The following is a 15,913-nucleotide window of genomic DNA, read 5'->3' as shown; positions in this document are numbered from 1 at the left end:
AAGGCTCGCTCAAGCAGTGTTTTTATTGTCTTACTTACATTGAATACACGGCGACGATTCACATCACACGCTGAAGTGTGAAAAAAATTAATTCGTACCGCAAATTAAACGCACCTTTTTTGTGACATTTATCACCAAATATCGCTTCAACCCTCCCCTCTTACTGGCTATCTCCGAAAACTTATTTTATGATTCAAAAAATCAAGGCGGATTGATCCCTGTCGGTTCAGTATAAAAGTGGTTTACCCTTATGCTTATCGAGATCGATTCAGCTAACCCTATTTTTACTCTTAACTACGAGGTGAATGATGAGACTGATTCCCCTGGCTACCCCGGCACAAGTCGGCAAATGGGCAGCTCGCCATATTGTAAACCGCATTAATGCATTCAAACCGACCGCAGATCGTCCTTTCGTTCTGGGTCTGCCAACCGGCGGTACGCCGCTGGAAGCTTACAAAGCTCTGGTTGAGATGCATAAAGCAGGCCAGGTTAGCTTTAAGAACGTCGTTACGTTCAACATGGATGAATACGTCGGCCTGCCGAAGGAACATCCGGAAAGTTATTATACTTTCATGCACCGCAACTTCTTTGATCACGTTGATATCCCTGCGGAAAACATCAACCTGCTGAACGGCAACGCGGAAGATGTTGATGCAGAATGCCGCCGCTACGAAGAAAAAATTCGCTCCTACGGCAAAATCCACCTGTTCATGGGCGGCGTGGGCAACGATGGCCACATCGCGTTTAACGAACCAGCCTCTTCCCTGGCTTCCCGTACTCGTATCAAAACCCTGACCCATGACACCCGCGTGGCAAACTCCCGCTTCTTCGGCGGCGACGTAACTCAGGTGCCAAAATATGCGCTGACCGTGGGCGTGGGTACGCTGCTGGACGCAGAAGAAGTGATGATTCTGGTACTGGGCGGCGTGAAAGCCCTGGCGCTTCAGGCGGCCGTTGAAGGCAACGTTAACCATATGTGGACCATCACCTGCCTGCAGCTGCATCCGAAGGCGGTCATTGTTTGTGATGAGCCATCCACGATGGAGCTGAAAGTGAAAACGTTGAAGTACTTCAACGAGCTGGAAGCAGAGAATATCAAAGGTCTTTAAGGCCCGGTTGATCATTGGCGCGCCTCAGGCAACGATAAAACGCCCGAGGGCGTCAAAAGATAAATGAAGGAAACCAGGCTTCTGGTTTTTAGCAGACAGTCATAAAGAGGAAGGATGTCCATCTTCCCTCTTTATTAGCGATCTTAAAGTCTTAAAGCACGACGTTATTACCGGGGGTAGGATATGTATGCATTAATCCACGGTCGGATTTATACCGGCCATGAAATTCTGGATGACCACGCGGTAGTCATTACCGATGGCCTGATTGAGCGCGTTTGCCCTGTTGATGCACTGCCAGCAGGGGTTGAAACGCGCGATGTGGGCGGTGCCGTCATTGCCCCCGGCTTTATTGATGTTCAGCTGAACGGCTGCGGCGGCGTGCAGTTTAACGACACCGCAGAAGCCGTTTCGGTTGAAACGCTGGAAATCATGCAGAAAGCGAACGAACGCTCCGGCTGCACCAGCTACCTGCCTACGCTTATCACTACCAGCGACGAGCTGATGATGCAGGGCGTGAAAGTCATGCGTGAATACCTGGCAAAACACCGCCACCAGGCGCTGGGCTTACATCTTGAAGGTCCATGGCTCAACATCGTAAAAAAAGGCACGCACAATCCTGGCTTCGTCCGTAAACCGGACGCGAAGCTGGTTGATTTCCTGTGCCAGAATGCCGACGTCATCACCAAAATCACCCTCGCCCCAGAAATGGTTGAGCCGGAAGTGATTCAGAAACTGGTTGCGGCGGGCATTATCGTTTCCGCAGGTCACTCCAATGCGACCCTTAAAGAAGCCAAAATTGGCTTCCGCGCCGGGATCACCTTCGCGACACACCTTTTCAACGCCATGCCTTATATTACCGGCCGTGAACCGGGCCTTGCGGGCGCCATTTTTGATGAAGCTGACGTTTACTGTGGCATCATTGCCGATGGCCTGCATGTCGATTATGCGAACATCCGCACCGCAAAACGCGTGAAAGGCGATAAACTATGCCTGGTAACCGACGCAACCGCACCGGCTGGCGCGGATATCGATCAGTTCATTTTTGCTGGTAAAACAATATACTACCGTGACGGTCTGTGCGTTGATGAGAACGGAACCCTCAGCGGTTCTGCGCTGACAATGATTCAGGGCGTGCGTAATCTGGTAGAACACGCGGCCATTGCACTGGATGAAGTCCTGCGTATGGCAACGCTCTACCCTGCTCGCGCAATGGGCGTGGATAAACAGCTGGGCGCAATCGAAACCGGCAAAGTGGCTAACTTAACCGTGTTTACCCGCGACTATAAAATTATCAAGACCATCGTTAATGGTAACGAGGTCGTAACTGAGTAAATAGCATGACGACTGGCGGACAAGCCCAAATTGGTAACGTTGACCTGGTAAAACAGCTGAATAGCGCGGCGGTCTACCGCCTGATTGACCAACATGGTCCCATCTCGCGCATCCAGATTGCCGAACAAAGCCAGCTTGCACCTGCCAGCGTCACAAAAATTACTCGCCAGCTTATTGAGCGCGGCCTGATTAAAGAAGTCGATCAGCAGGCCTCCACCGGCGGCCGCCGCGCTATCTCAATTATCACCGAAACGCGTAACTTCCACGCAATTGGCGTGCGCCTTGGGCGCCATGACGCCACCATCACGCTATTTGACCTGAGCGCTAAATCAATTGCCGAAGAGCACTATCCGCTGCCTGAACGCACGCAGGAAACCCTCGAGCATGCGCTGCTCAACGCCATTAGCCACTTTATCGAGACCTGGCAGCGTAAGACGCGTGAGCTGATCGCTATTTCAGTCATCCTGCCCGGCCTTGTCGACCCAGAAAGCGGCGTGATTCGCTACATGCCACACATCACCGTCAACAACTGGGCGCTGGTTGATCGCCTCGAAAAACGCTTTAAGGTGACCTGCTTTGTCGGGCACGATATTCGCAGCCTGGCGCTCGCCGAGCACTACTTCGGTGCAACTCACGACTGCGAAGACTCCATTTTAGTGCGTGTTCACCGCGGCACCGGGGCCGGCATCCTGTCCAACGGCCGGATTTTTATCGGCCGAAACGGCAACGTCGGTGAGATTGGCCACATCCAGGTAGACCCATTGGGCGAGCGCTGCCACTGCGGCAACTTTGGCTGCCTGGAAACCATCGCCGCAAATGCCGCGATCGAAAAACGTGTTCGTCATCTGCTGGAGCAAGGCTACAACAGTCGTCTGACGCTTGAAGACTGCGGCATTCAGGCTATCTGCAAAGCCGCCAATAAAGGTGATGCGCTGGCCTGTGAAGTGCTGGAGCACGTGGGCCGCCACTTGGGGAAAGCCATCGCCATCGCCATTAACCTGTTTAATCCGCAAAAAGTCGTGCTTGCCGGTGAGATAATAGAAGCCGAAAAAGTGCTGCTGCCGGCCATCGAAGGCTGCATTAATACGCAGGTATTGAATGCCTTCCGTAAAAACTTGCCTATCGTCTGTTCGAAGCTCGATGACCGTTCGGCCATTGGGGCGTTTGCGCTGGTTAAGCGTTCAATGCTGAACGGCATATTGCTTCAGCATCTGCTGGAAAGTTAATGCTGCCCAGGCAGCATTTTACGCTATAGTTACCGACTTCATTCCGTGAGCCAGAGTTGTTAATGACCACCATCCAGAACGTAATTTGTGATATCGACGGCGTGCTGATGCACGACAACGTCGCCGTGCCGGGCGCTAATGAATTTCTGGCACGTATTCTTGAAAAAGAAATGCCGCTGGTGCTGCTGACCAACTACCCTTCCCAGACCAGCCAGGACCTTGCCAACCGCTTTGCCTCTGCGGGCATCGACGTGCCGGAGAGCGTGTTTTACACCTCCGCCATGGCCACCGCGGATTTCCTGCGCCGCCAGGAAGGTAAGAAAGCCTACGTCGTCGGTGAAGGCGCGCTGATTCACGAGCTCTACAAAGCAGGGTTTACCATTACAGACATTAATCCGGATTTTGTCATCGTCGGTGAAACCCGCTCCTTTAACTGGGAAATGATGCATAAAGCCGCTTACTTCGTCGCAAACGGTGCACGCTTTATTGCCACCAACCCTGACAGCCACGGACACGGTTTTAGCCCGGCCTGCGGTGCACTCTGCGCCGGCATAGAGAAAATCTCCGGCCGCGAACCCTTCTATGTTGGCAAGCCGAGCCCGTGGATTATCCGCGCGGCGCTCAACAAAATGCAGGCGCATTCCGAGCAAACAGTCATCGTTGGCGACAACCTGCGGACGGATATTCTCGCAGGCTTCCAGGCTGGTCTCGAAACTATACTTGTTCTCTCCGGCGTCTCCAGCCTCAACAACGTCGATGATATGCCGTTCCGGCCGAGCTGGATTTATCCCTCAGTCGCGGAAATCGATATCTTCTAATTCAGAATGCCGGCGCTAAGCCGGCATTTTTTATGTATCCGCAAAGAAGTAGCACTTCCGCAAAGCAAACCTCAGCCATAATTGTTAAAAATTGACGATCCGCTAATTTTCACGGCCAAAACATCATCATTTTTCAGAAATCGGCAATCCCCACTGCACTATTTATTAGCTGAAAGCTAAAACCCTTGCATTCCCTTCAGCGATTGAGCATTTTCATTACTAAGCAACGCAGCAAAGCCGCAGCAAAAGTAAAAAATCGGCAACGCAGCACCACAACTCAAATCGCTCAGGCAAGTGTACGGAGAAGTTATATGTGTTCTATCTTTGGCGTTCTGGATATCAAAACCGATGCAGTTGAATTACGCAAAAAAGCGCTGGAATTATCACGCCTGATGCGCCACCGTGGCCCGGACTGGTCAGGGGTTTACGCCAGCGATAAAGCGATTCTTGTGCACGAACGTCTGTCCATCGTTGACGTCAACGCGGGCGCTCAGCCGCTGTACAACACCGAAAAAACTCACGCCCTGGCGGTTAACGGTGAAATCTACAACCATCAGGCACTGCGCGCCGAATACGGCGACCGTTACACCTTCCAGACTGGCTCAGACTGTGAAGTCATCCTGGCGCTGTATCAGGAAAAAGGCCCGGAATTCCTTGACGATCTGCAGGGTATGTTTGCCTTCGCACTTTACGACAGCGAACAAGACGCTTACCTGATTGGCCGTGACCACATCGGTATCATCCCGCTTTATATGGGCCACGATGAACACGGCAACCTTTATGTCGCTTCTGAAATGAAAGCGCTGGTGCCCGTTTGCCGCAGCATCAAAGAATTCCCGGCAGGAAGCTACCTGTGGAGCAAAGATGGCGAAATCCGCAGCTACTATCAGCGCGACTGGTTCAGCTATGAAGAAGTAAAAGACAACGTAACGGACAAAAACGCGCTGCGTCAGGCGCTGGAAGATTCCGTAAAAAGCCACCTGATGTCCGACGTGCCTTACGGCGTGCTGCTGTCCGGTGGGCTGGACTCTTCGGTTATCTCTGCCATTACCAAAAAGTTTGCGGCACGTCGCGTAGAAGATGAAGAGCGCAGCGAAGCCTGGTGGCCACAGCTGCACTCCTTCGCCGTCGGTCTGGAAGGCTCTCCGGACCTGAAAGCCGCGCAGGAAGTTGCCCATCACCTGGGCACGGTCCACCATGAAATCCACTTCACCGTACAGGAAGGCCTGGATGCGATCCGCGATGTTATCTATCACATTGAAACTTACGATGTGACCACCATCCGCGCTTCTACGCCGATGTACCTGATGTCACGTAAAATCAAAGCGATGGGCATCAAAATGGTGCTGTCCGGTGAAGGCTCTGATGAAGTGTTCGGCGGCTACCTTTATTTCCATAAAGCGCCAAATGCCAAAGAGCTGCATGAAGAAACCGTACGTAAACTTCAGGCGCTGCATATGTTTGACTGTGCCCGCGCTAACAAGGCGATGTCTGCCTGGGGCGTTGAAGCCCGCGTGCCATTCCTGGATAAAAAATTCCTCGATGTGGCAATGCGCATCAACCCACAGGATAAAATGTGCGGTAACGGCAAAATGGAGAAGCATGTGCTGCGTGAGTGCTTTGAGTCCTACCTGCCGGCAAGCGTGGCATGGCGCCAGAAAGAACAGTTCTCTGACGGCGTAGGCTATAGCTGGATTGATACCCTGAAAGAAGTTGCGGCTGAGCAGATTAGCGACCAGCAACTGGCGACCGCCGCCTACCGTTTCCCGTACAACACGCCGGGCTCCAAAGAGGCCTATTTGTACCGTGAAATTTTCGAAGAGCTGTTCCCGCTACAGAGCGCAGCAGAATGCGTGCCGGGCGGCCCGTCTGTCGCATGTTCTTCCGCGAAGGCAATTGAGTGGGATGAATCGTTCAAAACCATGAACGATCCATCAGGACGAGCGGTTGGCGTGCACCAGGCCGCTTATTAATCTCGATTCAGTTATGACAAAACGGACCTTCGGGTCCGTTTGTTTTTATGTATTATCGCTGAAGCTTTATCCCTGTTTTTAACCGGAATTAAAAACAAAAACGTTCGTTATTGTCGATATTTCAAGCAAGCTGTTCGCAAGTCATTCAAACGAGCATTCCGAGCGGGTTTTCGGGAAAAAACTAGTTGACGCTGTAGAGTCAAGTTAGCATAATGCGCCCCGCAACGCCGATAAGGTAGCGCGTAAAAAGATGGCTACGTAGCTCAGCTGGTTAGAGCACATCACTCATAATGATGGGGTCACAGGTTCGAATCCCGTCGTAGCCACCATCTTTTTTATGCGGGAGTGGCGAAATTGGTAGACGCACCAGATTTAGGTTCTGGCGCCGCAAGGTGTGCGAGTTCAAGTCTCGCCTCCCGCACCATTTATCTCTCGCGTTGCACGGATGGGGTATCGCCAAGCGGTAAGGCACCGGTTTTTGATACCGGCATTCCCTGGTTCGAATCCAGGTACCCCAGCCATTATTTTTCGAGACATGCGGTTCACCGCGACGGTCATTGGGGTATCGCCAAGCGGTAAGGCACCGGTTTTTGATACCGGCATTCCCTGGTTCGAATCCAGGTACCCCAGCCATCGAAAAATATGATAAAGTTCGGCTACGTAGCTCAGCTGGTTAGAGCACATCACTCATAATGATGGGGTCACAGGTTCGAATCCCGTCGTAGCCACCATACAACGGAATTATTGATTAACGTCGATAAATCCTAAAAAATTGTTGGGGTATCGCCAAGCGGTAAGGCTCTGGTTTCTGATACCAGCATTCCGAGGTTCGAATCCTCGTACCCCAGCCAATTTAAAAAGTCGTTCACTCTGTGAGCGCACCCTGTTGGGGTATCGCCAAGCGGTAAGGCTCTGGTTTCTGATACCAGCATTCCGAGGTTCGAATCCTCGTACCCCAGCCACACAATGAAAAGCCCGCGCAAGCGGGCTTTTTGCTTTTGTATTTCAGGCACAACGAGCCTGATGCTCTTACCCTCTCCCGGGCGGAGAGGGCATAAAAATTAGAGTCCCAGGGCGTATTTCAGCGCTTTACGCTTCAGGCCGCCTGCTCTTTCCGCAGCCATCAGCCCAATATTACGCACCACGCGCAGCGGCCCAAGGTTGTTACTGAATCCGGCATAGAACAGATCCATTCCGCTCTGCATCAGGAAGTTGTCCGCCTGACGCCGTGCCTGGTAGCGTTTCAGGATCGCCTCACTCTTCCAGTCCTCGGCGTGGCTACGGGCATTAATTATCACATCAAGCAAAGCATCCACATCGCGATAGCCCAGGTTCACACCCTGCCCGGCCAAAGGATGAATCGTATGCGCCGCATCACCTACCAGTGCTAACCCCTGCTGTACATACTGCAAAGCATGCCGACGAGTCAGAGGAAACGCGCCGCAGGCCATCGGCGTGACCGCCCCCAGCCGCTCAGGGAAAGTGGCTGCAATCGCTTTTTGCAGCTGCGGCAGGGTCATTCCCTGCAGCTGGCGGATGCGTGCTGGCGTATCGTACCAGACGAGCGAGGCCCAGTTGTCGAACAGCGGCAAGAAGGCATGCGGCCCGGTCGGCGTGAAGTGCTGCCAGGTGCTGTCCCCGGGATCGGTCTCGCATTTAACGGTAATCAGCATGCAGGACTGGCGATACTGCCAGGCATGCACGCCTATCCCCGCCCATTTTCTGATCCGGGAATTCGCGCCATCCGCGCCAATCACCATCTCAGTATGAAGTGAATTTCCTGCTTCAAACTCAAGCGACCACCCCGCCTGCTGGCGATGGATTTGCTTCAGCCTGGCCGGGCAATGCAAAGTGACCTGCGGATGAGCTTCCAGCGCTTCCCAAAGTACGCGCTGCAGCACGTTATTCTCCACCATAAAACCAAGCTCAGGCAGGCCCAGCTCGGCAGCATCAAAACTGACGTGCGCGCTCTCCCACTCCCAGGTTTCCAGGCGGCGATAGGCATGAGCCCGCATCGCTAAAACTTTGTCCCACACGCCAAGAGACTTGAGCAGCCCAACCGATGCGCTGCTGATTGCAGAAATTCGGACATCCGGCTGGCTTTCCGGAACAAAAACCTCTGGCGCCTGATGCTCAATAACGGCTACCCGAATCCCCTGCTGTGCCAGGCCCAGCGCTGCCGCCGCGCCGACCATCCCACCGCCGACAACGGCGACTTCAATTGGTTGATTTGCCATGAGTCTCATTCCTTCATTCATCTGTGCCAATTCTACTGGCTTTTCCCAGGCTGGTCACATCCATAGCAAAGCATTACACTATCCGGCTTAATTCCTGACTTCACCTTGAGCAATGGCAAGTCGATGACAAAAAAACTCCATATAAAAACCTGGGGCTGTCAGATGAACGAATACGATTCATCAAAGATGGCCGATCTGCTGGACAGCACCCACGGCTTCACGCTGACCGATAACGCGAATGAAGCGGATGTTCTGCTGCTGAACACCTGCTCAATTCGCGAAAAAGCACAGGAAAAGGTGTTTCACCTGCTGGGGCGATGGAAGCATATCAAGGCTAAAAGACCGGACGTTATCATCGGCGTTGGCGGCTGCGTTGCTTCTCAGGAAGGGAAAAAAATTCGCCAGCGCGCGCACTATGTGGACATCGTGTTTGGTCCGCAAACCCTGCACCGCCTGCCGGAGATGATCAATCAGGTTCGCGGCACTCGTAGCCCGGTCGTTGACGTCAGTTTCCCGGAAATTGAAAAATTTGACCGCCTGCCAGAACCAAAAGCCGACGGTCCGACCGCCTATGTCTCAATCATGGAAGGCTGCAACAAGTACTGCACCTACTGCGTGGTGCCTTACACCCGTGGGGAAGAAGTCAGCCGCCCATGTGACGATATTCTGTTTGAAATCGCCCAACTGGCGGAACAGGGCGTGCGTGAAGTCAACCTGCTTGGCCAGAACGTTAACGCTTATCGCGGCGCGGCCTACGACGGCGGTATCTGCTCGTTTGCCGAACTTCTGCGCCTGGTTGCGGCAATTGACGGCATCGACCGCATTCGTTTCACCACCAGCCACCCTATCGAGTTCACCGATGACATCATCGAAGTGTATCGCGATACTCCTGAGCTGGTGAGCTTCCTGCACCTGCCTATCCAGAGTGGTGCAGACCGCGTGCTGAACCTGATGGGACGTACGCACACCGCGCTGGAGTATAAATCCACTATCCGTAAGCTGCGCGCCGCGCGCCCGGATATTCAGATTAGCTCAGACTTCATCGTTGGCTTCCCGGGCGAAACCAGCCAGGACTTCGAGCAGACCATGAAGCTGATTGCCGACGTCAACTTTGATACCAGCTTCAGCTTTATCTTCTCCGCGCGTCCGGGCACCCCGGCCGCAGATATGGTTGATGACGTGCCGGAAGAAGAGAAGAAACAGCGCCTTTATATCCTGCAGGATCGCATCAACCAGCAGGTGATGAACTGGAGCCGTAAAATGTTGGGCACCGTGCAGCGTATTCTGGTTGAAGGCACTTCGCGTAAAAGCATTATGCAGCTGTCCGGCCGCACCGAAAATAACCGCGTGGTTAACTTCGAAGGAACGCCTGACATGGTCGGGAAGTTCGTGGATGTTGAAATCACCGAAGTCCTGACCAACTCCCTGCGCGCGAAGCTGGTACGCACCGAAGACGAGATGGGCCTGCGCATTGCTGAAACACCGGCATCCGTCATCGCCCGTACCCGTAAAGAGAATGATATTGGGGTAGGGATTTACCAGCCTTAACCCTTTCAGTGGCCTGCCGGAAAGCGAGTCATGGTTCCGGCAGGCTGCCTCATTGTTTGCACTTGCATTCTGAAGACATCACCCAAATATCAATTGTGACGCTTGCGCCATCACGCTGCGGGATAAATAATTTCCCTGTAGCCGGGATTATATTTCGGCTACGCGAGACCGTTTTACTCTAACTGGCCCCGAGTGACCCAGAGGATAAGTTTGAATATCGAAACACGTGAATTAACGCTGGAACCGGCGGATAACGCCCGTCTGCTTAGTCTGTGCGGCCCTTTTGATGACAACATCAAACAGCTGGAGCGCCGACTGGGGATTGAAATCAACCGCCGTGACAATCATTTCAGGCTCACCGGCCGTGAGCTCTCCGTTAACGCCGCTGCGGATATTCTGCGCCATCTCTACGTAGACACTGCGCCAATGCGCGGCCAAAGCCAGGATATCGACCCGGAACAAATCCACCTGGCCATTAAAGAGAGTCGGGTGCTGGAGCAAACGGCAGACAGCGTGCCGGATTACGGCAAGGCCATCAATATTAAGACCAAGCGTGGGGTTATCAAACCACGTACGCCTAACCAGGCGCAGTACATCGCGAACATTCTCGATCATGACATTACCTTCGGCATTGGGCCTGCGGGGACAGGGAAAACCTACCTCGCCGTCGCCGCCGCCGTTGATGCGCTGGAGCGCCAGGAGATTCGCCGTATTCTGCTGACCCGTCCTGCCGTTGAAGCGGGTGAGAAGCTGGGCTTCCTGCCTGGGGATTTGAGCCAGAAAGTGGACCCGTACCTGCGCCCGCTGTACGACGCGCTGTTTGAAATGCTGGGCTTCGAGAAAGTCGAAAAGCTGATTGAACGTAACGTTATCGAGGTGGCTCCGTTGGCCTATATGCGTGGCCGCACTCTGAACGATGCCTTTGTCATTCTCGACGAAAGCCAGAACACCACCACCGAACAGATGAAAATGTTCCTGACCCGCATTGGCTTCAACTCCAAAGCGGTTATTACCGGTGACGTGACGCAGATAGACCTGCCGCGCAACCTGAAGTCCGGTTTACGTCATGCTATCGACGTGTTGTCCGGGGTGGATGAGATCAGCTTTAACTTCCTTAATAGTGAAGACGTGGTGCGTCACCCGGTTGTGGCCCGCATCGTTAACGCCTATGAAGCCTGGGAAACCGCCGATCAAAAGCGTAAAGACGAGCTCGCCGCAGAGCGCAAACGTGAAGCGCTGGCCCTGCAGGCCTCTGCTCAGGAGAGCAAATGAGTCAGGTTATTTTAGATTTACAGGTTGCCTGCGAAGAAGAAAGTAGCCTGCCGGACGAAGCACAGATCCAGCGCTGGCTGGATGCGGTTATCCCGCAGTTTCAGGCAGAGTCAGAGGTAACCGTTCGTCTGGTTGATACAGAAGAAAGTCACGATCTGAACCTGACCTATCGCGGCAAGGATAAGCCAACCAACGTGCTTTCTTTCCCGTTTGAAGCACCTCCGGGCATCGAACTGCCGCTGCTTGGCGACCTGATCATCTGTCGCCAGGTGGTTGAGCAGGAGGCTAAAGAGCAGGAGAAGCCGCTGGAAGCTCACTGGGCGCATATGGTTGTGCACGGTAGCCTGCATCTGCTCGGCTACGACCACATTGAAGACGATGAGGCCGAAGAGATGGAAGCGCTGGAAACAGAGATAATGCTTGCTCTTGGGTATGCCGATCCGTACATTGCCGAGAAAGAGTAGTCGGCTCAGGGTTTTCCCTTTGCCGCAGTAACGCGCAGGCAGCGCACCATCAGGCTGCCTGTTAGTATTTGATTAATATGAGGCCTTAAACCTAACGCCATGAGCGACGACAATTCACAGAATAGTGACACGCCGGAAGCCAAAAAGGGATTCTTCTCCCTCATCCTCAACCAGCTGTTTCACGGTGAACCTAAAAACCGTGACGATCTGCTAACGCTTATTCGTGATTCTGAGCAAAACTCTCTGATAGACCAGGACACCCGCGACATGCTCGAAGGGGTGATGGATATCGCCGACCAGCGCGTCCGCGACATCATGATCCCGCGTTCGCAGATGGTGACGCTTAAGCACAACCAGACGCTGGACGAGTGCCTCGATGTCATTATCGAATCCGCTCACTCCCGCTTCCCGGTTATCAGCGAAGACAAAGATCACATCGAAGGGATTCTGATGGCGAAAGATCTGCTGCCGTTTATGCGCAGCGATTCTGAGCCGTTTAGCATGGAAAAAGTATTACGTCAGGTCGTTGTCGTGCCTGAAAGTAAGCGGGTTGACCGCATGCTGAAAGAGTTTCGTCAGCAGCGCTACCACATGGCGATTGTCATTGATGAATTCGGCGGCGTTTCAGGCCTCGTGACCATCGAAGATATTCTTGAGCTGATTGTCGGCGAAATCGAAGACGAGTACGACGACGAAGAAGACGGCGATTTCCGCCAGCTGAGTCGCCATACTTGGACGGTGCGCGCCCTCGCCTCTATTGAAGACTTCAACGATACCTTCGACACGCACTTTAGCGACGAAGAAGTCGACACCATCGGCGGCCTGGTGATGCAAGCCTTTGGCCATCTGCCTGCCCGTGGCGAAACCATTGAAATAGATGGTTACCAGTTCAAAGTCGCGATGGCCGATAGCCGTCGTATTATTCAGGTTCATGTCAGAATTCCGGACGACTCGCCGCAACCTAAACTGGACGAATAACGCCGCTATGGCTATAGCTCAACTTCTTCAACGCCAGCGCATTCGCCTGCTGCTGGCGCTTTTGTTTGGTGCCTGCGGAACGCTGGCTTTTTCTCCCTATGATGTCTGGCCAGCGGCCATTGTCTCGCTTGCCGGTTTACAGGGATTAACGCTAAATCGTCGCCCGGTGCAAAGCGCCTCAATTGGCTTCTTCTGGGGGCTGGGGCTGTTCGGCAGCGGCGTTAACTGGGTGTACGTGAGCATTGCCCAGTTCGGCGGTATGCCGGGCCCGGTGAACGTATTCCTGGTGGTGCTTCTGGCCGCCTACCTGTCGCTATACACTGGCCTGTTCGCCGGCGTTCTCAGCAAGCTATGGCCGAAAACAACGTGGTGGCGCGTGGCCATTGCCGCCCCGGTCGTCTGGCAAATTACCGAATTCCTGCGCGGCTGGGTACTCACCGGCTTCCCGTGGCTGCAGTTTGGCTATAGCCAGATAGACGGCCCGTTAAAAGGCATCGCGCCGATTTTTGGGGTCGACACCATTACGTTCCTGCTGATGATCATCAGCGGCCTTCTGGTTTATGCCCTCCAGGCGCGTAAGTGGGTTCCCGCCGTGGTCTCAGCCGCATTGCTCCTCCTGCCCTGGCCGCTGCGCAGTATTCAGTGGTTTCAGCCACAGGCGGAACGCTCCGTCGACGTGGCGATGGTGCAGGGCAACATTCCTCAGTCGCTGAAATGGAATGAAAGCCAGCTGCTGGACACGCTGAAAATCTATCTGGATAAAACCCAGCCGGAGATGGGCAAGGCGCAGCTGATTATCTGGCCGGAATCGGCTATCTCCGATCTGGAAATCAATCAGCAGCAGTTCCTGACCATGATGGATGACCTGCTGCGCTCGAAGCACAGCTCGTTAATTACCGGCATCGTCGACGCCCGCCTTAACAAGCAGAACAGGTACGACACCTACAACACCATTATTACCCTCGGTGAAGGTAGCCCTTACAGCTATACCAGCAGCAATCGCTACAATAAAAACCACCTGGTTCCCTTTGGTGAGTTTGTCCCGCTTGAATCGATTCTGCGCCCGCTGGCACCGTTCTTCGATCTGCCGATGTCTTCGTTCAGCCGTGGCCCCTACGTTCAGCCGCAGCTGCTCTCAAACGGCGTCCGGCTAACGGCGGCTATCTGCTACGAGATTATCCTGGGTGAACAGGTACGCGATAACTTCCGGCCGGATACCGACTTCCTGCTGACCATCTCCAACGATGCCTGGTTCGGTAAATCTATCGGGCCGTGGCAGCACCTGCAGATGGCGCGCATGCGTTCGCTGGAGCTCGGGCGGCCTCTGCTGCGCAGCACCAATAACGGTGTGACCGCGGTGGTCAACGCCGAAGGTGATATCACCCATATCATCCCGCAGTTCACCCGCGAAGTGCTGGAAGCAAAAGTCACGCCAACCACTGGCCTGACGCCTTATGCACGTTTCGGCTTCTGGCCTCTTTGGGTCATTACCGCCCTGTTTGGCTTTGGTGCCCTGGTGATGAGCCTGCGTAGCCGTAATAAAAAGTAACGCCCCCTTCTGATAAACAGGCCGGCAAATTTGCTGGCCTTTTTCATTTCTGGCACGAGCTTTGCTAGATTTTAGCTGTAGAAATCAAATAACTGGCGCAAAGACGCCCTGTGGCCTGGCCGTATCGGGCAATGAAAAGCTCATGCACCAAAAAGCGACATCGCAAGCACCGTTATAGTGCATCGGCATATCTTTGCCTTTAAAGGGTGCGGCGCGCTTCGCAAAAATAAACATCTTCTTAGCAATTTCTTTACATTCAGCTAGGTTAGATGTTAACAAAAGAGCATTGCATGACGCTTTTAGCAACATGAAAAAACAACAAAACACAACACTCACATCGGATACCGGTGCCTCCTCTGGCACTAAGATTAAGGAGTTGGATATGCAATTACGTAAACTGGCCACGGCAATGCTGGTGATGGGCATGAGCGCCACGATGGTTCATGCAGAAGACGCTAAGCCTCAGCAGTCAACGCTGGATAAAATCAAAGCCAACGGCGTTATCGTGGTCGGCCACCGTGAATCATCTGTACCTTTCTCTTACTACGACAACCAACAAAAAGTGGTTGGCTACTCTCAGGATTACTCTAACGCCATCGTGGAAGCGGTGAAGAAGCAGCTAAATAAACCTGACCTGCAGGTGAAGCTGATTCCAATTACCTCTCAAAACCGTATCCCGCTGCTGCAAAACGGCACCTTCGATTTTGAATGCGGTTCCACTACCAACAACCTGGAGCGTCAAAAACAAGCCGCGTTCTCCGACACTATTTTCGTGGTCGGTACCCGCCTGCTGGTGAAAAAAGGCGGTGCAATTAAAGACTTCCCGGACCTGAAAGGTAAAACCGTTGTCGTCACCTCAGGCACCACTTCCGAAATTCTGCTCAACAAGCTGAACGACGAGCAGAAAATGGACATGCGCATTATCAGCGCCAAAGACCACGGTGACTCCTTCCGTACGCTGGAAAGCGGTCGTGCCGTTGCCTTTATGATGGATGACGCCCTGCTGGCCGGTGAACGTGCGAAAGCAAAACAGCCGGATAACTGGGAGATCCTCGGCAAGCCGCAGTCCGAGGAAGCTTACGGCTGCATGCTGCGTAAAGACGACCCAGCGTTTAAAAAGCTGATGGATGACACCATCGCGAAGGCGCAAACCTCCGGTGAAGCCGCCAAATGGTTTGATAAGTGGTTTAAACAGCCAATTCCGCCGAAGAACCTCAACATGAACTTCGATCTTTCTAACGAAATGAAAGCGCTGTTCAAGGAACCAAACGACAAAGCTCTCAACTAATTAGAAACACAGGGGCCGGAAAAATCCGCCCTCCCGATTGACGAACTGAAGCCTGGACAGACTATACGTTGGTGGGTCGTTCCCCCACCAGCGTGAAGGTGCCCAAAAACGCAGGCAAA

At 53.4% G+C, this 15,913-nt stretch carries 13 protein-coding genes and 7 tRNA genes; 18 read left to right on the top strand and 2 right to left on the bottom strand.

Annotation, left to right across the window (positions count from 1 at the left end; all coding sequences use genetic code 11):
• Nucleotides 1-308: 308 nt before the first annotated feature.
• From nagB to HX778_RS16980, 12 genes are all read left to right on the top strand, one after another.
• Nucleotides 309-1,109: a glucosamine-6-phosphate deaminase gene (gene nagB / locus HX778_RS17035; RefSeq protein WP_008456097.1), complete on the top strand. Its 801-nt coding sequence runs from the start codon at nt 309-311 to the stop codon at nt 1,107-1,109.
• Between the two features lie 183 nt (nt 1,110-1,292).
• Nucleotides 1,293-2,441, top strand: a complete 1,149-nt coding sequence (gene nagA, locus HX778_RS17030; RefSeq protein WP_038474665.1) for an N-acetylglucosamine-6-phosphate deacetylase — start codon at nt 1,293-1,295, stop codon at nt 2,439-2,441.
• Nucleotides 2,442-2,446: 5 nt separating this feature from the next.
• Nucleotides 2,447-3,667, top strand: a complete 1,221-nt coding sequence (locus HX778_RS17025; RefSeq protein ID WP_038474668.1) for an N-acetylglucosamine repressor — start codon at nt 2,447-2,449, stop codon at nt 3,665-3,667.
• A 62-nt stretch (nt 3,668-3,729) separates the two neighbouring features.
• Complete coding sequence (locus HX778_RS17020) at nt 3,730-4,485, top strand: HAD-IIA family hydrolase (protein WP_008456091.1); 756 nt, start codon at nt 3,730-3,732, stop codon at nt 4,483-4,485.
• Nucleotides 4,486-4,796: 311 nt separating this feature from the next.
• The gene (asnB, locus tag HX778_RS17015) at nt 4,797-6,458 is read left to right on the top strand and encodes an asparagine synthase B (protein ID WP_038474671.1); all 1,662 of its coding nucleotides are present in this window, start codon (nt 4,797-4,799) and stop codon (nt 6,456-6,458) included.
• 252 nt (nt 6,459-6,710) lie between these two features.
• A tRNA-Met gene (locus HX778_RS17010) sits at nt 6,711-6,787 on the top strand.
• Nucleotides 6,788-6,797: 10 nt separating this feature from the next.
• Nucleotides 6,798-6,882 (top strand) — tRNA-Leu (locus tag HX778_RS17005).
• A gap of 22 nt (nt 6,883-6,904) precedes the next feature.
• Nucleotides 6,905-6,979 (top strand) — tRNA-Gln (locus tag HX778_RS17000).
• Between the two features lie 37 nt (nt 6,980-7,016).
• A tRNA-Gln gene (locus HX778_RS16995) sits at nt 7,017-7,091 on the top strand.
• A gap of 21 nt (nt 7,092-7,112) precedes the next feature.
• A tRNA-Met gene (locus HX778_RS16990) sits at nt 7,113-7,189 on the top strand.
• A 45-nt stretch (nt 7,190-7,234) separates the two neighbouring features.
• Nucleotides 7,235-7,309: transfer RNA gene (locus HX778_RS16985), tRNA-Gln, on the top strand.
• A 36-nt stretch (nt 7,310-7,345) separates the two neighbouring features.
• Nucleotides 7,346-7,420, top strand: a tRNA-Gln gene (locus HX778_RS16980).
• Between the two features lie 99 nt (nt 7,421-7,519).
• On the opposite strand, the gene ubiF is transcribed toward HX778_RS16980, so the two are convergent.
• Nucleotides 7,520-8,695, bottom strand: coding sequence for a 3-demethoxyubiquinol 3-hydroxylase (gene ubiF / locus HX778_RS16975; protein WP_176982607.1), 1,176 nt, complete (start codon nt 8,693-8,695; stop codon nt 7,520-7,522).
• Between the two features lie 123 nt (nt 8,696-8,818).
• Here ubiF and miaB point away from each other — a divergent pair, with 123 nt between their 5' ends.
• From miaB to lnt, 5 genes are all read left to right on the top strand, one after another.
• Nucleotides 8,819-10,243 carry a tRNA (N6-isopentenyl adenosine(37)-C2)-methylthiotransferase MiaB gene (gene miaB / locus HX778_RS16970; protein WP_038474677.1) on the top strand — a complete coding sequence of 475 codons (1,425 nt, stop codon included), beginning with the start codon at nt 8,819-8,821 and terminating at the stop codon, nt 10,241-10,243.
• Between the two features lie 210 nt (nt 10,244-10,453).
• Nucleotides 10,454-11,515, top strand: a complete 1,062-nt coding sequence (locus HX778_RS16965; RefSeq protein ID WP_038474680.1) for a PhoH family protein — start codon at nt 10,454-10,456, stop codon at nt 11,513-11,515.
• Nucleotides 11,512-11,979 carry an rRNA maturation RNase YbeY gene (gene ybeY, locus HX778_RS16960; protein ID WP_176982606.1) on the top strand — a complete coding sequence of 156 codons (468 nt, stop codon included), beginning with the start codon at nt 11,512-11,514 and terminating at the stop codon, nt 11,977-11,979. Before HX778_RS16965 ends, ybeY begins: the two co-directional genes overlap by 4 nt.
• A 99-nt stretch (nt 11,980-12,078) precedes the next feature.
• A complete protein-coding gene (corC, locus tag HX778_RS16955; RefSeq protein ID WP_038474686.1) occupies nt 12,079-12,957 on the top strand; it encodes a CNNM family magnesium/cobalt transport protein CorC in 879 nt (292 codons plus the stop codon).
• A gap of 7 nt (nt 12,958-12,964) precedes the next feature.
• On the top strand, nt 12,965-14,506 hold the full coding sequence (gene lnt / locus HX778_RS16950; RefSeq protein ID WP_038474689.1) for an apolipoprotein N-acyltransferase: 1,542 nt from the start codon (nt 12,965-12,967) through the stop codon (nt 14,504-14,506).
• An 84-nt stretch (nt 14,507-14,590) separates the two neighbouring features.
• Here the strand turns inward: lnt and HX778_RS16945 are convergent, their stop codons facing one another.
• The gene (locus tag HX778_RS16945) at nt 14,591-14,842 is read right to left on the bottom strand and encodes a hypothetical protein (protein WP_158399821.1); all 252 of its coding nucleotides are present in this window, start codon (nt 14,840-14,842) and stop codon (nt 14,591-14,593) included.
• A 46-nt stretch (nt 14,843-14,888) separates the two neighbouring features.
• Between HX778_RS16945 and HX778_RS16940 the strand changes: the two genes are divergently transcribed.
• A complete protein-coding gene (locus HX778_RS16940; RefSeq protein ID WP_038474695.1) occupies nt 14,889-15,794 on the top strand; it encodes an amino acid ABC transporter substrate-binding protein in 906 nt (301 codons plus the stop codon).
• Nucleotides 15,795-15,913 lie beyond the last annotated feature (119 nt).

It is taken from the genome of Cedecea sp. P7760 (assembly GCF_013386425.1).
GTDB lineage: Bacteria > Pseudomonadota > Gammaproteobacteria > Enterobacterales > Enterobacteriaceae > Cedecea > Cedecea selenatireducens.
The sequence above is the reverse complement of the archived record's forward strand: the minus strand, read 5'-3'. Positions and strand labels throughout refer to the sequence as shown.